Below are 17,994 nucleotides of genomic sequence, written 5' to 3' on the forward strand. Positions count from 1 at the left end.
GTGAGAAGGGTGTTGAGGTCTGTCGTCACAAACGGATCATCAACACCCTTCGCTGCGTCCGCAGCCCTGGATGGACTTAGGAATTACTCGTCTAGAGGGGGAGGAAAGGGGGCGTCAGGTGGGGGGTGGCCAGGATGGTGGGGCGCTGGGTGGACAGGGCGCGCAGGAGCGCCACCCGGGAGGCGCGGGCGGTCTCCGGGTCCGTCTCGTGGGCGTACCCCAGTTCCGGGTCGACCAGCTGCACGGCGTGAACCAGCAGGTCACCGGTGAACAGCAGGCGCTCGTCGCCGTCGTCGAGCAGCACGCACTGATGTCCGGGAGTGTGGCCGGGCGTCGGCAGCAGCCGTACGCCCAGGCCGATCCGCTCCTCGCCGTCGACCACCCGGAGCTGGCCGGCGGCGCGCAACGGCGCGACCAGGCCGGCCGGCAGCGCCGGGTTGATGCTCTCCACGGCGGCCAGCTCGGCCCGCTGGAGCACGTAGTCGGCGTTCGGGAAGTACGGCGTGCCCGGCGAGCCGGTGACCGCCCAGCCGATGTGGTCGGAGTGCAGGTGGGTGAGCACCACCGTGCGTACGTCGGCCGGGTCGATGCCGGCGGCGGCCAGCTCGGCGGGCAGCCGCCCGGGCACCGGCGCCCAGCTCGCGGCGGGGGAGTCGGCCGGGCCGATCCCGGCGTCGACCAGGGTCACCGGGCCGTCCCCGGCGCGGATGGCGAAGCTGCGGAAGCGGAGCCACCACCGGCCGTCCGCGGTGACGGCGTCCGGGTCCCGCCGATCGGCCGCGCGCCAGTGCTCGCCGGTGGCGTCCGGGAAGGCCTCCTCACGGGGCTGGAAGAACGGCCCCTCCCCGTCGGTGAGCGCGGTGACCGTGATAGACCCGAGGGTGCGGCGCGGTGGCATCGGGCGATGATGCCAACGAAATCCCGCGCCGTGCATCCCGTTATCCGGCCCGACCGAGGCCGGCTGGGGGCTGCCGGCCCGTTTCCAGTACGCTCGTACTGCTTGAGCACGTGTCCCCCGAGAGGAGCGCCGGTCGATGGCGAAGATCAAGGTAAACAACCCGGTCGTGGAGCTCGACGGCGACGAGATGACCCGGATCATCTGGAAGCAGATCCGGGAGCAGCTGATCCTGCCCTACCTCGACGTCGACCTGCACTACTACGACCTGTCGATCCAGCACCGCGACGAGACCGACGACCAGGTCACCGTCGACGCCGCCAACGCCATCAAGGAGCACGGCGTCGGCGTCAAGTGCGCGACCATCACCCCGGACGAGGCCCGGGTCGAGGAGTTCGGCCTGAAGAAGATGTGGCGGTCGCCGAACGGCACCATCCGCAACATCCTCGGCGGCGTCGTCTTCCGCGAGCCGATCATCATGTCCAACGTGCCGCGGCTCGTCCCCGGCTGGACCAAGCCGATCATCATCGGCCGGCACGCCCACGGTGACCAGTACAAGGCCACCGACTTCGTCGTCCCCGGCCCGGGCACGGTGACCATCACCTACACCCCGGCCGACGGCGGCACCCCGATGGAGATGGAGGTCGCCAACTTCCCCGGCGGCGGCATCGCCATGGGCATGTACAACTACGACGAGTCGATCCGGGACTTCGCCCGCGCCTCGTTCCGCTACGGCCTGGACCGCAACTACCCGGTCTACATGTCGACCAAGAACACCATCCTCAAGGCGTACGACGGCCGGTTCAAGGACATCTTCGCCGAGGTGTTCGAGAACGAGTTCAAGGCCGAGTTCGACGCCGCCGGCCTCACCTACGAGCACCGGCTGATCGACGACATGGTCGCCGCCGCGCTCAAGTGGGAGGGCGGGTACGTCTGGGCCTGCAAGAACTACGACGGTGACGTGCAGTCCGACACCGTGGCGCAGGGCTTCGGCTCGCTCGGCCTGATGACCTCGGTGCTGCTCTCCCCGGACGGCCGCACCGTCGAGGCGGAGGCCGCGCACGGCACCGTCACCCGGCACTACCGGCAGTACCAGAAGGGCGAGAAGACCTCGACCAACCCGATCGCGTCGATCTACGCCTGGACCCGGGGCCTGGCCCACCGGGGCAAGCTGGACGGCACCCCGGCGGTCACCGAGTTCGCCAACACCCTGGAGCAGGTCATCGTCGACACCGTCGAGGGCGGCCAGATGACCAAGGACCTCGCGCTGCTCATCTCGCGGGACGCCCCGTGGCTGACCACCGACGAGTTCATGACCGCGCTGGACGAGAACCTGGCGCGCAGGCTCTCCGCCTGATCCTCCGGGCACACCCTGGCGGCACCGTCGTGGTGCCGCCGCCGTGTCACCCAGGAGCCCGCCGGCACCCGCCGGCGGGCTCCTGCCGTTCCGCGGGTGGCACCGGCGGGCCTCCTGCCGTTCCGCGGGTGGCACCGGCGGGCTCCTGCCGTCCCGCCGATTTTGGATCTTGGTAGCGGAGGGCCCCTTGGGGGGCCGTTTCCTACCAAGATCTGTTCGGCCGTCATCGGCTGGCGGCGTGTCGGGCGGTGACGCGCCGGGCCGCGTCACCTGGCTCGGCGCGCCTCGTTGACCTGGGTGGACGAGATGCCAGTCGCGTCCAGGAAGGTTGACCGCGGTCGCCTCGCGGCAGGCGTGCCGATCAGCCAACCTTCCCGGCTGTCGCGCACAGCCAGCCGTCCCTTCCCTGCGGGGGGCCCTGTCCCGGGCCCCCCGCGCCCTGTCTCCGCAGTCGTGGGTCCCGTCCCGGCCCCGTGCGTCCTGTCCGGGCTTGCGCGCCCCGCGCAATGTCTCAGGCCTGTGCCCCCGCGCGCTCTGTCCGTGCCGCGCCCTGTCCGGGGCCGGTGCCGCGCCCAGCGCTCTTCCGGCGCGTCGCGCGCCGCGCACTGTCTCAGGTCCGTGCCCCGCGCGCTCTGTCCGTGCCGCGCCCTGCCCGGGCCCCGTGCCGCGCCCAGCGCTCTTCCCGCGCGTCGCGCGCCGCGTACTGTCTCAGGCCCGCGCCCCGCGCGTCCGGCGGCCCGGTCGCTCAGGCGGCGCGGAGGAGTTCGGCGGCGCGTTCCGGGGCGATGTCGTTGATGAAGACGCCCATGCCGGACTCCGAGCCGGCCAGGTACTTCAGCTTGTCCTTCGCCCGCCGGATGCTGAACAGCTGCAGGTGCAGGTGGCCCAGCTCGCGGTCGACGCGTACCGGGGCCTGGTGCCAGGCGGCGATGTAGGGCATCGGCATGTCGAACAGCCCGTCGAAGCGGCGCAGCACGTCGAGGTAGAGCGGCCCGAAGGCGTCCCGCTCGGCGTCGTCGAGCGCCGGGATGTCCGGCACCGGCCGGTGCGGGGCGACGTGCACCTCGAACGGCCAGCGCGCCGCCGCCGGGACGTACGCCGTCCAGTGCTCGTTGGCGGCGACCACCCGGTCGCCTGCGGCCCGTTCGGCGGCGAGCACGTCGGCGTAGAGGTTGCGCCCGCCGGTGCGGTCCGCGTGCCGCCGGGCGGCGGCCAGGAGCGCCCGGGTGCGCGGCGTCACGAAGGGGTACGCGTAGATCTGACCGTGCGGGTGGTGCAGGGTCACGCCGATCTCCACGCCCCGGTTCTCGAAGCAGAACACCTGCTCGACGCCGGGCAGCTCGCCGAGCACGGCGGTGCGGTCGGCGAGCGCGTCGAGCACGGTGCGCACCCGGCGCGGCGGCAGGCTGGCGAACGAGGCGTGGTGGTCGTCGGTGAAGCAGACCACCTCGCAGCGGCCCAGCCCGGGCCGGACCGGGGTGAACGGGGTGATCTCGGCCGGCTCGTCGGCCACCCGGCCGCTGAGCGACGGGAACCGGTTCTCGAAGACGGCGACGTCGTAGTCGGGGGCCGGGATCTCGCTGTGCCGCTCTGCGGTGCTGGGGCAGAGCGGGCACTGGTCGGCCGGCGGGAGGAAGGTGCGGGTCTGCCGGTGCACGGCGACGGCCACCCACTCGTCGGTCAGCGGGTCGAGCCGCAGCTGCGACGCGGGCGGCGGCGGGGGCAGCTCGCGGCGGTCCGGCTGGTCGCGGACGGCGTCGTCGCGCTCGTCGAAGTAGACGAGCTCGCGGCCGTCGGCCAGCTCGATCGCGGTGCGCTTCACCGGGTCACCCCTTCCGCGGTGGCGGCCGTGCGGGCGGCCGCCCGTTCCCCGTCCGCGACCGGCACGATCACCAGCTCGCCGACCCGGTCGTCGAGCGCCCGCCGCGCGTCCGGGGGCAACCGGTCGTCGGTGACCAGCACGTGGGCGGCGGAGAGCTCGACGATGGAGGAGATGCCGACCGTGCCCCACTTCGTGTGGTCGGCCAGCACCACCAGCCGGTCGGCCGCGGCCACCAGCGCCCGGTCGGTCTCGGCCTCCATCAGGTTAGGGGTGGTGAAGCCAGCCCGCTCGGTGATCCCGTGTACGCCGAGGAAGAGCAGGTCGAGGTGCAGTGAACGGACCGCGCCGACGGCCAGCGGCCCGACCAGGGCGTCGGAGGGCGTACGCACCCCGCCGGTGAGCACCACGGTCTGGTCCGGGCGGCCGCCGGCGTGCAGGATCTCGGCCACCGGCAGCGAGTTGGTGACCACGGTCAGGCCCGGCACGTCGACCAGCCGGCGGGCCAGCTCGGCGGTGGTGGTGCCGGCGGAGAGGGCGATCGCGGCGCCCGGCCGGACCAGCTCCGCCGCGCGCCCGGCGATGGCGGCCTTCTCCGCCAGCTGCCGCACCGACTTGGCCCGGAACCCCGGTTCGTCGGTCGAGCCGGCGACCGTCGCGCCGCCGTGCACCTTGGCCAGCAGGCCGCGCTCGTCCAGTGCCTCCAGGTCGCGCCGGATGGTCATGTCGGAGACGCCGAACTCGGCCGCCAGCTCCGTGACCCGCACGCCGCCGGTGGCGCGTACCCGGTCGAGGATGGCCGCCTGACGCTGCTGAGCGAGCACCTGCCGCACCTCCGTGCCTCCCGCGCTCTCACGCGGTCAAACGTGTTCGAACAAAGCTGAACACTAGCGCGCGCGGGTGACCCACGGAAGCAGAAGGGCGCGGATCAGGTGGACTGGAGCCGGGGCTCGACCCAACCGGTCTCGGTGAGGTGGTGCAGGACGGCCTGGACCGCCTCGTCGACCGTCAGGTCGCTGGTGTCGACGACGAGATCCGCGTCGGTCGGCTCCTCGTAGGGGTCGTCGATGCCGGTCATCCCGGTGAGCAGGCCGGCCCGGGCCCGCGCGTAGAGGCCCTTGCGGTCGCGCTGCTCGCAGACCTCCAGCGGCGTCGCGACGTGCACCAGCAGGAAGCCCGCCCCGGCGGCCAGGGCCATCTCGCGGGCCGTCGCGCGGGCCTGCGCGTACGGGGCGATGGGGCAGCAGATGCCGACGCCGCGGTGCCGGGCGATCTCGGCGGCCACCCAGCCGATCCGCCGTACGTTGAGGTCGCGGTCGGCCTTGCTGAAGCCCAGGCCGGCGGAGAGCTCGCGGCGCACCACGTCGCCGTCGAGCAGCGTGATCGTCCGGTCGCCCTGCTCGCGCAGCGCGTCGGCGAGGCCGCGCGCGATGGTCGACTTGCCGGAGCCCGAGAGCCCGGTCAGGAAGACCACCAGGCCCCGGTGCCGCCGGGGCGGCCGGGCCCGGGCCAGCTCCCTCGCCACCGCCGGCGGGGTGTGCCACTCGGGCAACGGGAAGCCCCGGTCGAGCAGGTCCTCGATCTCCGCCTGGGTCAGCGCCAGGCGCCGGTTGCGCGGCGGGATGTCCTCCCGCCAGCGCCACTGCCCGTCGCGGTTGTCGTAGGCCAGCTCGCGCGGCACCAGCACCCGCAGGCCCGCGCCGGAGAGCGTCTCGCCCGTCGAGAGCAGGTGCGTCACGCCGTACGCCGCCGACACCCGGGCACGCAGCAGCGCGTCGCTGATCTCGTCGCGGCGCCGGGTGAGCGGCACGGCGACCAGGGTGGCCGGCGGCATCCGGTCGCGGGCGGCGAAGACGCTGCGCACCAGCGCCTCCGGGGGCAGCCCACCGGTGCCGTCCTCGCCGACGGGGATCATCACCAGCAGGTGGGCGCCGAGCGTCCGGACGGCGTGGGCGATCTGCGCGAGCTGGGGCCGGTGCAGCGGGCGGTCGGCGATCACCCCGAGCACCCGGCCGGGGGGCAGCAGCGCGCGTACCTCCTCCGGGGTGCGGCGCAGCCGCTGGAACGGGCCGTGACCGCCGTCGCCGAGCCGGCGCACCGAGCCCCCGACGCCGGCCACCCCGTCGCGGACCTGCCAGACGTCGGCGACCTCCAGCGCCGCCGCCGGCGCGCCCTCGCCGTCGGTCAGCACCAGCAGGCGGCGCGTCTCGTCGCGCGGGTCCAGGCCCGCGGCGAGCGCCGTGGGCACCTGGAGCGTCACCGCCACCGGCCAGGGGGCGCCGTCGGCGAGCCGGCCCCGGCGGGCGACGGAGACCAGGTCGGCGCGCGTCATGAAGCCGGCCAGCGGGGCGTACGCCCCGGTCAGCAGCAGCTCCAGGTCGGCGAGCTCACCAGGGCGCGGCGTGTACGCCGGCGCGTCCCGGAGCACCTCGTCGGGCAGCACCCAGCCGTTGCTCATCCATCCCCCAACCCACTGACCGGCACACAGTTTCTCAGCCCGTCGGCGATCGGTCGAGAGCGCCACTCCACTCGCAGGGGGTGCGGCCGGCGGATCAGCGGGGTGCCGCCAGGGGCGCCGCGCCGAACGAGACGGCGAACCGCTTGCACCAGATGGAGACGCTGGTCAGGCCGGCCAGGTCGACGTCGGCCGGGATCTCGTACCCCTGGTCGCCCCGGTTGCCCTTGAGCCGGCCCAGCTCGACCCACCGGCCGTCGTCGAAGACCCGCCACCCGGCGGTGCCGGTGCGCACCGGCTGGTCGGTGAGCCACACCCGCAGGTCCGGGCCGTTGGAGGTGGTGAGCCCGACCAGTTCCAGCCGGTGCCGGCCGTCGGGGGTGCGGACGATCCGGGCGCTGCCGGAGGTGTCGTGCTCGTGGGTCACGAAGTCACCGCGGCTGACCAGGACGGGGCCGGTGGGGGCGGGCGTGCCGGCGGCGGAGGAGGAGGCCGGTGCCGGCTCGACGCTCGTGAGCGCCTCGTCGACCTCGGCGTCGGTGACCGCCTTCCAGGGCTGGAACCAGTAGAGGCCGAAAGCCGACCCGGCCGCCAGGACGACGACCACGGCCCACGTCAGCGGCCCACGGAGCAGTCTGGTGAGCATGTGGACAGTGTGCCGGCCCCGCCGCGCCCTGTCACCGGCCGGCGGAAGCCCTTCCGCCGGCCCGCCCGGCGTCGCTGCCGTCAGGGGCTCGTCCGGGCGGACCGCCCGGCGGTACCGGTCGGAGGTTCGTCCGCCGGCCCACCCCGAGCGGCGTTCCGGTCAGCGACGCCCGATCCGGCGCCGGACGGCCCGGCGCAGGCGGGGCCAGAAACTCTGGTAGTCCTCCACGACCGGGGCGGCGCCGTCGGCGGGGAACCGCAGCCGCAGCCGCAGGGGGCCGTCCTCGGCCCAGCCGGCGCTGGTGACGCGGGCCTTGAGCGTCCAGGCGCCCGCGGTGCGGCCCCCGTTCAGGGTGGCGGTGTCGACCGTGGCGACGGCCCGGTGCCGCAGGTGCCGGACGCCCGCGGGACCGGGCATCCAGTTGTGCTCGACAGTGACCGGCAGGAACAGCTCCTCCCTCGTCACCTCGTGCCGGGCGACCAGGTCGAGCTTGCTCCGGTCGAGGACGGCCGGCACCTCCCGCAGCGCGGGATCGACGCCGTCGACCGGCAGCACCAGGACGTCCCGGTCGCCGTCGGCGGTGAAGGCGACGGGCCGGCCGGCCGACTCCAGCCGGGCGGAGACCGCGATCGTCAGCGTGGCGCCGGACAGCTGGTGCCGTTCGACGGCGCCGACGGCGCGGACGCCGGCCTCCCACTCGGCCATCCGGCGCAGGTCCGCCGTGCGACCCTGTTCGAGCAGGTGCGTCAGCACCCGTTGCAGCGGGGGCAGGCCGGCGGCGACGCCGGGCGCGAACCGCTCCCGGATCACCCCCTGGATCTCCCGTACGACCTCTGCCAACCAGTCGTCGGGGGCGTCGAGCAGCCGCTTGCCGCGTACCCGGTTGAGCATCTCGTTGCGCAGCCAGCGGCGGTGCAGCCGGTCGCGCAGCGGCCCCGGCTCGGTGTGCGCGTCGACGATGTCCAGCGCCTCCCGCAGGCTGGCGTAGTACTCCGCCGGGTCCAGTCGGTTGGCCGTCACGTTCCCGGCGTCGCCGCGGCGCGTGTGGTGGTAGCAGGTGTAGTCGGCCAGCACGCAGGTCCGCCGGGACAGCAGGTAGGACCGCACCACCATCCGGTGGTCCTCCAGCCGCCGCGGCCAGCCCTCCGGGAAGCGCAGCCCGTGCTCGTCGAGGAAGGCGCGACGGAACATCTTGTGGCAGGTCAGGCTGTCGATCAGCGGCGAGTTGGCCAGGGTGGCGTCGAACCGGTTCCGCCGGAACAGCTCCCGCGGCACGCCGCGCCCGTGCCCGGCCATCCGGCCGATCACCACATCCGCGCCGTGGGCCTTCGCGCAGTCGTGCAGCCGTTCGAGCGCCTCGTCGCCGAGCCAGTCGTCGTCGTCGGCGAACAGCACGTACTCGCCTCGGGCCTCGGCGACGCCGAGGTTGCGCGGCCGGGACGGCCAGCCCGAGTTCTCGATGCGCAGCACCCGGAAGTGCGGGTGCTCGGCGGCGAGCTTCTCCAGCCGGGCGGGCGTGTCGTCGGTCGAGCCGTCGTCGACGAAGATCACCTCGAACTCCGTCGGCGGCAACGACTGGCGCAGCAGCGAGGCGACGAGGCTGTCGATGTGCGGCCCGGTGTCGTGCGTGGGCACCACCACGCTCACCCTGGGTGACGTCGTACCGCCGGTCATGCTTCTCCCCGTGGTCGGTCGGCCCCGGTCGGCTCCGGTCGCCGGGCAGCGGTGAACCGCTCTATGGTGGACGTTCCGCCCACCCGTTAGGTTGCGGGTAGATTTCCACGAAATTTGCGCGGCGACCGCGCGGACCCTAGGGGACACGGGCGGCGAGGATCAGGGGAGCGCCCGGGGCGAGCCGCTGCCCACGGGAGCTTCCGCCTCCTAGGCTGACGTCGTGACACTGATAGCGACCGAGTCGCTGACCAAGACGTACGGGGGTGGGGTCACCGCGCTGGCCGACCTGACCGTCGCGGTCGAGCCGGGGATCATCGGGCTGGTCGGCGCGAACGGCGCCGGCAAGTCGACGCTGATCAAGATCCTGCTCGGCCTCCTCGCCCCGACCAGCGGGCGGGTCCGGGTGCTCGGCCTCGACCCGGCCACCGACTCCGCCCGGGTCCGCGCCCGGGTGGGCTACATGCCCGAGCACGACGCCCTGCCGCCCGACCTCTCCGCCGCCGAGCTGGTCACCCACCTCGGCCGGATGAGCGGGTTGCCGCGCACCGTGGCCCGGGAGCGGGCCTCCGAGGCGCTGCGGCACGTCGGGCTCTACGAGGAGCGCTACCGCCCCGTCGGCGGCTACTCGACCGGCATGAAGCAGCGGGTGAAGCTCGCCCAGGCCCTGGTGCACGACCCCGACCTGCTGCTGCTCGACGAGCCGACCAACGGCCTCGACCCGGCCGGCCGCGACGCCATGCTGGCCCTGGTGCACCGGATCGGCACGGAGTTCGGCATCTCCGTACTGGTCTGTTCGCACCTGCTCGGCGAGGTGGAACGGATCTGCGACACGCTCGTCGCCATCGACGGCGGGCGGCTGCTGCGCGCCGACCACATCTCCGCCATGACCTCCGCCACCGACGTGCTCGCCGTCGAGGTCAGCGAGGGCACCGACGAACTGGCCGCCCGCCTGGCCGCGCTCGACCTGCCGGTACGCCGGGACGGCCGGCTGCTCCTCGTCGAGCTGGCCGACGACGACACCTACGACCTGATCCTCGGCGCGGTCGCCGAGCTGGACCTGCCACTGCACCGGCTGGACCAGCGCCGGCACCGGGTGGCCGAGCTCTTCGCCACGAGGGAGCCCAGCCATGCCTGAGCCCACCGGCGTCATCCACGACATCGGCTACCAGCGCTACACCGGCCCCCGGCTTGGCCGTCGGGCCGTCTTCGGCGCGCTCTACCTGCACGGCCTGCGGACGGCGTTCGGGCTGGGCCGCAGCGCCAAGGCCAAGATCTTCCCCTGGCTGGTGGTCGGCATCGTCACGGTGGTGGCCGCCGGGCTCACCGCCGTGCGCAGCCAGATCGGCGAGGCGGTGATGACGTACGCGCAGTTCGCCGACAACATGAGCTGGCTGGTCATCTTCTTCGTCGCGGTGGTCGCCCCCGAGCTGGTCTCGCGGGACCTGCGCAGCGGGGTGCTGCCGCTCTACTTCTCCCGGCCGCTGCCGCGTTCGGACTACCCGCTGGCCAAGCTGCTGGCGCTGGCCACCGCGCTCTGGCTGCTGCTCGGCGGGCCGCAGCTGCTGATGTTCCTGGGCGCCGCCTTCACCACCGGCGACGGCATGCGCGGCGTCTGGAACGAGCTGCTCGACCTGCTGCCCAGCCTCCTCTACGCCGGGCTCTGGGCGACGGTCTTCGCCTCGATCGGCCTGCTGGTCGCCTCGCTCACCGGCAAGCGGGCGTTCGCGGCCGGCGGGATCGTGGCCGTGTTCCTGATGACCACCCCGATCGTCGGCACCCTGACGATCATGCCCTCGCAGGCGGTCAACGAGCTGGCCTTCCTCGCCTCGCCCTCGACGCTCGTGGGTGGCGTGGGCACCTGGGCGCTCGGCGACCTGTTGCTGTTCGAGGGGGAGGGCGGGCTGCCGATCGGCGACTTCGGCCCCGTCTACGCGGCCGCCGCCGCGCTGCTCGTGGCCGGCTGCGTGGCCCTCCTGCTGCTGCGATACCGGAAGGTGGCCGCCCGATGACCACGATCAGCGCCGACCCGGCGACGGGCACTCCCGCCGCCACCAGCACCCTGGACCTCGCCGGCGTCTCCCGCTGGTACGGCAACGTGGTCGCGGTCAACGACGTCAGCATGCGCCTCGGCCCCGGCGTCACCGGGCTGCTCGGCCCCAACGGGGCCGGCAAGACCACCCTGCTGCACATGATGGCCGGTTTCCTCGCCCCGTCCCGGGGCGCGGTCACCCTCGACGGCCGGCCCACCTGGCGCAATCCGGAGGTCTACCGCCGGCTGGGCCTGGTGAGCGAGCGGGAGGCGGTGCACACCTTCCTCACCGCGCACGAGTTCGTCCTGGCCAGCGCCAAGCTGCACCGGCTGCCCGACCCGGCGGAGGCGGCCCGCCGGGCCATCGCCCTGGTCGAGCTGGAGGGCGCGCAGGACCGCCGGATCGGCACGTACTCCAAGGGCATGCGGCAGCGCGCCCGGGTGGCGGCGGCGCTGGTGCACGAGCCGCAGGTGCTGCTGCTCGACGAGCCGTTCAACGGGATGGACCCGCGCCAGCGGCTGCACATGATGGAGCTGCTGCACCGCCTCGGCGACGCGGGCCGGACGATCCTGTTCAGCTCCCACATCCTGGAGGAGGTCGAGCAGGTCTCCGGCACCGTCCAGGTGATGGTGGCCGGCCGGCTGGCCGCCTCGGGCGACTTCCGCACCATCCGCCGGCTGATGACCAACCGGCCGCACGTCTTCGCCGTCCACTCCACCGACGACCGGGCGCTCGCCGTGGCGCTGATGGCCGAGGCGTCGGTGACCGGCGTCGAGCTGGGCCGCACCGGGCTCACCGTGCGGGCCGGCGACTACGGGGCGTTCACCCGCGTCCTGCCGAAGATCGCCCTGGCGAAGGGCATCCGGGTGCGGCAGTTGGTGCCCGAGGACGAATCCCTGGAGAGCGTCTTCTCCTACCTCGTGGAGGCCTGAACCCATGTCTACCGTTTCCTGGATCACCGTGCGGGGGCTGTTCGGGCGTCGCCGGTTCCTCATGCTGCTGCCGCTGCCCGTGGTGCTGGTGCTGCTCGCCGTGCTCTCCCGCTCGCTCGGGGTGGACCCGGGCCAGTGGGGTCCGCCGGTGCTGGTCGGCCTCGGCCTGGCCGTGGTGCTGCCGGTGGTCGCGCTGATCGTCGGCACCGGCGTGCTCGGCGCCGAGATCGACGACGGCACGGTCGTGCACATCCTGACCAAGCCGCTGCCGCGCTGGCAGATCGTGCTGCCCAAGCTGGCGGTGGCAACCGGCGTCACCGCGGTCACCGTCGCCGTGCCGCTCTACGTGGCGGGTGTGCTGGCCGACTCGGTACGCCTCGGGCTGGCGCTCGCCGCCGCGTCGGCGGTCGGCGCGCTGGCGTACTCGGCGCTGTTCGTGGCGCTCAGCATGGTCACCCGGCGACCGGTGCTGCTGGGCCTGGTCTACGTGCTCATCTGGGAGGGGCTGCTCGGCAACGTCGTCAGCGGCACCAAGGTGCTCTCCATCCAGCAGTACGTGATCACCCTCGCCGACCGGATGGCCCCCACCGGGCTGCTGGAGGCCGGCGTCTCGGTGCCGGTGGCGGCGGTGATGGCCGCGCTGATCAGCGTGGGCTTCACCGTGCTGGCGATCGACCGGCTGCGTTCCTTCAGCGTGGCCGGCGAGACGAGCTGACCGTCGCGCGGCGGCCGTCCGGGCGGCCCGACGCGCGATGGTAGGGCTGGCCGGATGGTCTGGGCCGCGCCGCCCGGCGAGGCTGTGGGGGTGAGTGCGGAGGCGGGTCTGGCGATGTCGCGCGGTTCCTATCCCGGTGCCGGTCGGCACCGGCTGATCAGCCTGGCGGTGGCCGGGCTGGCGGCGGCGGCGACCACCACGGCCGCCCAGGCCAGCGGGCACTTCCACTGGTGGGCGGGGTTCGTGCTGATCCCGGGCGCGCTGATCGCCGCCGCCGGCGGGCCGCTGCTGGCCAGGGGCGGCGGGCGGGCCTTCGCCGGATACGTGGTCGCCAGCCTCGGCGGGCTGGTGTTCGCGGTCGGGGCGCTGCTGATGTTCGGTGTGGTCGGTCGGGGCTGGCCCCTTCTGGTCATCCTGCCGTGCCTGGCGGTCGCCGGGACCTACCGCTGGCGGCTGGTGCACCCGCTGGCCAGGGGGCTGCACCGGGCGGTGGCCCTGCTGGCGCTGGCCGGCGCGCTGCTGCTCGGCGGGACGCTGCAACTGGTCCGCGTCGACCTGGTCGACGTCGGGGCCGCGCCGATGTGGGGCGCGTTCCTGATGCTGGCCGGGGTGATCGTGCTGGGCAACGCCGTGGAGCTGACCCGGCACCGGATGCCGTACCGCCTCCAGGCGATCACCCTGCTGGTCGGCCCCGCCGTCGTCGCCTTCCTCCTGGGCCTGCGGCTGCTGCGCGGCTGGTGACGGCGGCAGGTGCGGGCCCTCGGCCGCCTTCCCCGGTCACCGGGGCGACGGATGGCGGACGGGCATGCGCAGGGCCCCCGCCGCCGCGCCGAGCAGGACCAGCAGCAGGACGACGGCCATGAAGATCTGCCCGTGCAGGCCGAGGACGAAGACGGTCCGGTCGGCGAACTCCGGATCGTAGGCGGCCGTCCCGGGGAACAGCAGCGCGCCGAGCATGCCGAGCCACGGGGTGGCCACGACCGCGTCGGCGCAGAGCAGCCGCGCCCGCAGGGTCGGGCCCGGCCGGGCGGCGAGTGCCAGACCGATGAGGCCGAGCAGAACGGTCATCACCACGTACTGGGCGTCGTGGAACCTGGCGTGCGGCGGCCAGCCGGGGTTGTGCACGTGCTGCGCCGCCAGGTCGGGGACGACCAGGTCGGCGAGGACGGCGCCGACCGTCGTCACCGTCGCGACGAGGGCGGTCAGGGTTCGTGGCAGGGTCATGGGAGGTTCCACCTCTCGGCAGCAGTCGGTCTCGTCAGGGCGTCGGGGTAGGCGTGGGCGGCGGCGGCTCAGTGCAGGCCCCGCTTGCCGGGGGCCCAGAACGGCTTGACCTTCACGGAGGCGCGCGGCCAGCCGCGCTCGCGGACCAGGTGGTCGCGCACCAGCTGGCAGGTCCTGGCCTCGCCGGCCACGTAGGCGGCCCCGGCGTCGTCCGGCAGGTCGAGGTCGGCCACGGCCGCGAGCAGCACCTGGGAGGAGGCCGCCGGCCGGCCGTGCCGGTGGACGCGGCGCAACGGCCGGTTTCCGGGCATGGGCAGGTCGTGCTCGGGGCCCTCGCTCTCGATGACCCCGTACACCCTGGCCGAGGCGTCCAGCGCCCGGATCATCGGCCCGAACGCGGCGCTGGCGGTCTCCTCCCCGACGAACACGTGGTACGGCGCCGGTTCGGTGAAGAAGTGGCCCTGCGCCCACCAGAAGGTCACCCGGTCGCCGGCCCGGGCCGCCCTGGCCCACCGCAGCCCGATGCCGTCGCCCGGATAGAGGTGGACGCGGAGCTCGACGGCCCGCCGGTCGGGACCGAGTTCCCAGATCGTGTACGTGCGCAGCGTCGCGGACGGACGCAGGATGCCCGCCACCGACAGCGGGTCCGTCAGCTGGATCCGGATGTGCTGACCCGGGGCGCAGGGGAAGGTGACGGGCTGGTCGGCCGCCAGCCGGAGGCGGCGCATCGTCGGCGTGACCTGCTCGGCGACGGTGACGGTGGCCTCGTGGGCGTACTTGCCGAAGACGGCGTTCAGGGGATTGCGCGTCGTGCGGGCCATGGCTCCTCCTAGAGTCTCTAGATTATTTAGAGGCCATAAATAATCATAGGTGCTCTAGGATGTCAACCGGCGAGGGTGGGCGACACGGGAGGGGCGGCGATGCCGGCACCGGCGAGCAGGCGGGAGAGACTGCGCCAGGCGACCCTGGAGGAGATCCACGCGGCCGCGCGCAGGCTGCTCGTCGAGCAGGGATCGGCCGCGGTGACCATCAACGCGGTGGCCCGTCAGGTGGGCATGAGCGGGCCGGCGCTCTACCACTACTTCGCCGGGCACGACGAGCTGGTCGGGGCGGTCACCGCCGGCTTCTTCCGCGAGATGACCGCCGCGATGGAGGAGGCCCGCGACGCCCGTGCCGACGCCCCTGTCGGCGATCGCATCCTGGCGGCCTGCCGGGCCATGCGAGCCTGGGCCGTAGCCCATCCGGCCGAGTTCGGCTGGATCTTCGCCAGCCCGATCGCCGCGCCGAACCGCCGGCCGGACTCGGCGCGGCACCAGGCGGCCCTGCGGTTCGAACAGGTGCTGCTCGACCTGACCGTCGAGCTGTGGCGGACGCGGCCGTTCCCGACGCCGGACCTGGCCGCCCTGCCCCCGTCCCAGCGCGAACAGCTAGTCGCCTACTCCGCCGCCATCGACGGGCAGTTGCCGCCCGAGGCCGCGCACGTCTTCCTCGACTGCTGGATCCGGCTGTACGGGCTGCTGTGCATGGAGGTCCTGCACCAGCTGGACTTCGCCTACACCGACGTCGAGCCCGTCTTCGAGGAGTGTCTGCGCGACCTCTCCGCCCGACTCGCCCTGGACCCCGCCGCGCCGTAGCAGGCGCGGCGGGGCGCCCCGGTCAGAACGCGCAGGCGATCACGAGCTCGGGCGTGCGGTCGGGAAGCAGGTCCAGCTTCGTGATCCGGCCGGCGGCGCGCAGGTCGCCGGCGATCGCGGTGAGCTGGTCCAGCAGGGGCGCCGGGCCGAGCGCCTCGGCCAGCGGCACCTCCGCCCTCATCGACAGCTTCCGCTCCGACTTGGCCCGGCGCACCTGACCCAGGGCGTCGCCGGCCAGCCGCAGCAGCGCCGGCTCGCCGGCGCCCTCGACCGCCCGGTCCACCTCGTACGTGGTCGGCCACGGCGCGCGGTGCACCGAGCCGTACCGCCACCACGACCAGACCTCCTCGGTCGCGTACGGCAGCACCGGCGCGAACAGCCGCAACTGCACCGACAGCGCGGTGGCCAGCGCCGCCCGGGCCGAGTCCGCACCCGGCCCGGAGCCGTAGGCGCGCTCCTTCACCAGCTCGATGTAGTCGTCGCAGAACCGCCAGAAGAAGCTCTCGGCGGCCTGCAACGCCGCCGTGTGGTCGTACGCCTCCAGGGCGGAGGTCGCGGTGGCGACCACGCCGGAGAGCTCGGCGAGCATGGCGCGGTCCAGCGGCTCGGTCGCCGGCGCCCGCAGCGCGTCGGCCGCGCCCAGCCCGAGGGCGAACCGCGACGCGTTGAGCAGCTTGGTGGCCAGCCGCCGGCCGACCTTGATCTGGGCCGGGTCGAAGGCGAGGTCCATGCCCGGCTTGCCGTTCGCCGCCCAGTACCGCACCGCGTCGGAGCCGTGCTGCTCCAGCAGCGCCATCGGGGTGACCACGTTCCCCTTGGACTTGGACATCTTCTTGCGGTCCGGGTCGAGGATCCAGCCGGAGAGCACCGCGTCCCGCCACGGCAGCACCCCGTGCTCCAGGTGCGAGCGGACCACGGTGGAGAAGAGCCAGGTGCGGATGATCTCCTGCCCCTGCGGGCGCAGGTCCATCGGGAAGACCCGGGCGAACAGGTCCGGATCGGTCTCCCAGCCGCCCACGATCTGCGGGGTCAGCGACGAGGTGGCCCAGGTGTCGAGCACGTCCGGGTCGCCGACGAAGCCACCCGGCCGCCCCCGTCGGGACTCGTCGAACCCGGGCGGAGCGTCGCTGGACGGGTCGACCGGCAGCGCGGACTCGTCCGGCGTGAGAGGGTGGGAGTGGTCCGGCTCGCCAGCGTCGTCGAGCCGGTACCACACCGGCACCGGCACGCCGAAGAAGCGCTGCCGGCTGACCAGCCAGTCGCCGGTCAGCCCGCCCACCCAGTGGTCGTAGCGGTGCCGCATGTGCTCCGGCACCCAGCGCAGCTCCCCGCCCCGGGCCAGCAGTTCCTCGCGCAGGGCGACGTCCCGGCCGCCGTTGCGCAGATACCACTGCCGGGTCGAGACGATCTCCAGCGGCCGGTCGCCGCGCTCGTAGAACTTGACCGGGTGCGTGATCGGGCGGGGCTCGCCGACCAGGTCGCCGGCGTCGGCCAGCATCCCCACCAGCGTGCGCCGGGCCCCGTTGACGGTCTGCCCGGCCAGCGCCGCGTAGGGCCCCGCCGGCACCCCGGCGGGCGCGTCCGGCAGCAGCCGGCCGTTTCGGCCGATCACCACGCGCGTGTCCAGCCGCAGCTCGCGCCACCAGGTCACGTCGGTCAGGTCGCCGAACGTGCAGACCATCGCGACGCCCGTGCCCTTGGCCGGGTCCGCCAGCGGGTGCGCCCGCACCGGCACCTCCACCCCGAAGACCGGCGTACGCGCGGTGCCGCCCACCAGGTCGGCGTACCGCTCGTCGTCGGGGTGGCAGACCAGCGCCACGCAGGCCGGCAGCAGCTCCGGGCGGGTGGTGTCGATCAGCACCTCGCGCCCGCCCGGCCCGGCGAACCGCAGCCGGTGGTACGCCCCGGGCCGCTCCCGGTCCTCCAGCTCCGCCTGGGCGACGGCGGTGGCGAAGCCGACGTCCCACAGCGTCGGCGCCTCCGCCTGGTAGGCCTCGCCCCGGGCCAGGTTGCGCAGGAACGCGCGCTGCGAGGCGGCCCGGGCCGCCCGCCCGATCGTCGTGTACGTCAGCGACCAGTCGACGGAGAGGCCGAGCCGCCGCCACAGCGCCTCGAAGACCTGCTCGTCGGCGATCGTCAGCCGCTCGCACAGCTCGATGAAGTTGCGCCGGGAGATCGGCGTCGGGTCCCGGCGGGCGGCCTCGTCCACCGGGGTCCGCGGGGCCCGCCAGTCCGGGTCGTACGGCAGCGTCGGATCGCAGCGCACGCCGTAGACGTTCTGCACCCGCCGCTCGGTCGGCAGGCCGTTGTCGTCCCAGCCCATCGGGTAGAACACCGCCCGCCCCCGCATCCGCTGGAACCGGGCCACCAGGTCGGTGTGCGTGTACGAGAAGACGTGCCCCATGTGCAGCTCGCCCGATACGGTCGGCGGCGGGGTGTCGATCGCGTACACGTCCGAGCGCTCCTTCGAGCGGTCGAACGCGTACGTGCCCTCCTCCTGCCAGCGGCGCGCCCAGGTCTCCTCGAGCCCGTCCAGGGTCGGACGCTCGGGGACGCCGGCGCGGGCCGTCCTCGCCGTGTCGGTCATCCGTCGATGGTAGGCAGCGGTCGACG

General features: G+C 73.9%; 16 protein-coding genes. 7 read left to right on the forward strand and 9 right to left on the reverse strand.

What is annotated here, in order from left to right:
- Positions 1-91: 91 nt before the first annotated feature.
- Positions 92-898 (reverse strand): MBL fold metallo-hydrolase, encoded by an 807-nt coding sequence (locus ACWENR_RS04130; RefSeq protein ID WP_452275590.1) that lies wholly within the window; start codon positions 896-898, stop codon positions 92-94.
- Between the two features lie 136 nt (positions 899-1,034).
- Here ACWENR_RS04130 and ACWENR_RS04135 point away from each other — a divergent pair, with 136 nt between their 5' ends.
- Positions 1,035-2,252 carry an NADP-dependent isocitrate dehydrogenase gene (locus tag ACWENR_RS04135; protein WP_452275591.1) on the forward strand — a complete coding sequence of 406 codons (1,218 nt, stop codon included), beginning with the start codon at positions 1,035-1,037 and terminating at the stop codon, positions 2,250-2,252.
- A gap of 745 nt (positions 2,253-2,997) precedes the next feature.
- On the opposite strand, the gene galT is transcribed toward ACWENR_RS04135, so the two are convergent.
- The 5 genes from galT to ACWENR_RS04160 all read right to left on the reverse strand — a co-directional run bounded on the left by galT (position 2,998) and on the right by ACWENR_RS04160 (position 8,846).
- On the reverse strand, positions 2,998-4,074 hold the full coding sequence (gene galT, locus ACWENR_RS04140; protein WP_452275592.1) for a galactose-1-phosphate uridylyltransferase: 1,077 nt from the start codon (positions 4,072-4,074) through the stop codon (positions 2,998-3,000).
- Positions 4,071-4,895 carry a DeoR/GlpR family DNA-binding transcription regulator gene (locus tag ACWENR_RS04145; protein WP_452275593.1) on the reverse strand — a complete coding sequence of 275 codons (825 nt, stop codon included), beginning with the start codon at positions 4,893-4,895 and terminating at the stop codon, positions 4,071-4,073. The genes galT and ACWENR_RS04145 overlap by 4 nt, the downstream gene beginning before the upstream one ends.
- 104 nt (positions 4,896-4,999) lie before the next feature.
- Positions 5,000-6,529 (reverse strand): adenylyl-sulfate kinase, encoded by a 1,530-nt coding sequence (gene cysC / locus ACWENR_RS04150; protein WP_452275594.1) that lies wholly within the window; start codon positions 6,527-6,529, stop codon positions 5,000-5,002.
- Between the two features lie 94 nt (positions 6,530-6,623).
- The gene (locus ACWENR_RS04155) at positions 6,624-7,172 is read right to left on the reverse strand and encodes a DM13 domain-containing protein (protein WP_452275595.1); all 549 of its coding nucleotides are present in this window, start codon (positions 7,170-7,172) and stop codon (positions 6,624-6,626) included.
- A gap of 159 nt (positions 7,173-7,331) precedes the next feature.
- Positions 7,332-8,846: a glycosyltransferase family 2 protein gene (locus ACWENR_RS04160; RefSeq protein ID WP_452275596.1), complete on the reverse strand. Its 1,515-nt coding sequence runs from the start codon at positions 8,844-8,846 to the stop codon at positions 7,332-7,334.
- A 220-nt stretch (positions 8,847-9,066) separates the two neighbouring features.
- On the opposite strand from ACWENR_RS04160, the gene ACWENR_RS04165 reads away from it, so the two are divergent.
- The 5 genes from ACWENR_RS04165 (at position 9,067) to ACWENR_RS04185 (ending at position 13,264) form a co-directional block, all read left to right on the forward strand.
- Positions 9,067-9,981 carry an ABC transporter ATP-binding protein gene (locus tag ACWENR_RS04165; RefSeq protein ID WP_452275597.1) on the forward strand — a complete coding sequence of 305 codons (915 nt, stop codon included), beginning with the start codon at positions 9,067-9,069 and terminating at the stop codon, positions 9,979-9,981.
- Entirely contained in the window at positions 9,974-10,855 is an 882-nt protein-coding gene (locus ACWENR_RS04170; protein ID WP_452275598.1) for an ABC transporter permease subunit, read from the forward strand. Before ACWENR_RS04165 ends, ACWENR_RS04170 begins: the two co-directional genes overlap by 8 nt.
- Complete coding sequence (locus ACWENR_RS04175; RefSeq protein ID WP_452275599.1) at positions 10,852-11,808, forward strand: ABC transporter ATP-binding protein; 957 nt, start codon at positions 10,852-10,854, stop codon at positions 11,806-11,808. Before ACWENR_RS04170 ends, ACWENR_RS04175 begins: the two co-directional genes overlap by 4 nt.
- Positions 11,809-11,812: 4 nt before the next feature.
- Positions 11,813-12,523, forward strand: a complete 711-nt coding sequence (locus tag ACWENR_RS04180) for an ABC transporter permease subunit (protein WP_452275600.1) — start codon at positions 11,813-11,815, stop codon at positions 12,521-12,523.
- Positions 12,524-12,613: 90 nt separating this feature from the next.
- On the forward strand, positions 12,614-13,264 hold the full coding sequence (locus ACWENR_RS04185; RefSeq protein ID WP_452275601.1) for a hypothetical protein: 651 nt from the start codon (positions 12,614-12,616) through the stop codon (positions 13,262-13,264).
- Positions 13,265-13,300: 36 nt separating this feature from the next.
- On the opposite strand, the gene ACWENR_RS04190 is transcribed toward ACWENR_RS04185, so the two are convergent.
- Both ACWENR_RS04190 and ACWENR_RS04195 read right to left on the reverse strand, forming a co-directional pair.
- Positions 13,301-13,747, reverse strand: coding sequence for a DUF6640 family protein (locus tag ACWENR_RS04190; protein ID WP_452275602.1), 447 nt, complete (start codon positions 13,745-13,747; stop codon positions 13,301-13,303).
- A gap of 68 nt (positions 13,748-13,815) precedes the next feature.
- Positions 13,816-14,568, reverse strand: a complete 753-nt coding sequence (locus tag ACWENR_RS04195; protein WP_452275603.1) for a siderophore-interacting protein — start codon at positions 14,566-14,568, stop codon at positions 13,816-13,818.
- A gap of 99 nt (positions 14,569-14,667) precedes the next feature.
- Between ACWENR_RS04195 and ACWENR_RS04200 the strand changes: the two genes are divergently transcribed.
- Complete coding sequence (locus ACWENR_RS04200; RefSeq protein WP_452275604.1) at positions 14,668-15,381, forward strand: TetR/AcrR family transcriptional regulator; 714 nt, start codon at positions 14,668-14,670, stop codon at positions 15,379-15,381.
- A 22-nt stretch (positions 15,382-15,403) separates the two neighbouring features.
- On the opposite strand, the gene valS is transcribed toward ACWENR_RS04200, so the two are convergent.
- A complete protein-coding gene (gene valS, locus ACWENR_RS04205; RefSeq protein ID WP_452275605.1) occupies positions 15,404-17,968 on the reverse strand; it encodes a valine--tRNA ligase in 2,565 nt (854 codons plus the stop codon).
- Positions 17,969-17,994: the final 26 nt, after the last annotated feature.

The organism is Micromonospora sp. NPDC004336 (genome assembly GCF_053602615.1).

Excerpts from the sequence above, each read along its gene's own strand:
- ACWENR_RS04130 (WP_452275590.1), bottom strand. The coding sequence starts at position 898 with ATGCCACCGCGCCGCACCCTCGGGTCTATCACGGTCACCGCGCTCACC.
- ACWENR_RS04135 (WP_452275591.1), top strand. The coding sequence starts at position 1,035 with ATGGCGAAGATCAAGGTAAACAACCCGGTCGTGGAGCTCGACGGCGAC.
- cysC (WP_452275594.1), bottom strand. The coding sequence starts at position 6,529 with ATGAGCAACGGCTGGGTGCTGCCCGACGAGGTGCTCCGGGACGCGCCG.
- ACWENR_RS04155 (WP_452275595.1), bottom strand. The coding sequence starts at position 7,172 with ATGCTCACCAGACTGCTCCGTGGGCCGCTGACGTGGGCCGTGGTCGTC.
- ACWENR_RS04160 (WP_452275596.1), bottom strand. The coding sequence starts at position 8,846 with ATGACCGGCGGTACGACGTCACCCAGGGTGAGCGTGGTGGTGCCCACG.
- ACWENR_RS04170 (WP_452275598.1), top strand. The coding sequence starts at position 9,974 with ATGCCTGAGCCCACCGGCGTCATCCACGACATCGGCTACCAGCGCTAC.
- ACWENR_RS04175 (WP_452275599.1), top strand. The coding sequence starts at position 10,852 with ATGACCACGATCAGCGCCGACCCGGCGACGGGCACTCCCGCCGCCACC.
- ACWENR_RS04180 (WP_452275600.1), top strand. The coding sequence starts at position 11,813 with ATGTCTACCGTTTCCTGGATCACCGTGCGGGGGCTGTTCGGGCGTCGC.
- ACWENR_RS04190 (WP_452275602.1), bottom strand. The coding sequence starts at position 13,747 with ATGACCCTGCCACGAACCCTGACCGCCCTCGTCGCGACGGTGACGACG.
- ACWENR_RS04195 (WP_452275603.1), bottom strand. The coding sequence starts at position 14,568 with ATGGCCCGCACGACGCGCAATCCCCTGAACGCCGTCTTCGGCAAGTAC.
- ACWENR_RS04200 (WP_452275604.1), top strand. The coding sequence starts at position 14,668 with ATGCCGGCACCGGCGAGCAGGCGGGAGAGACTGCGCCAGGCGACCCTG.
- valS (WP_452275605.1), bottom strand. The coding sequence starts at position 17,968 with ATGACCGACACGGCGAGGACGGCCCGCGCCGGCGTCCCCGAGCGTCCG.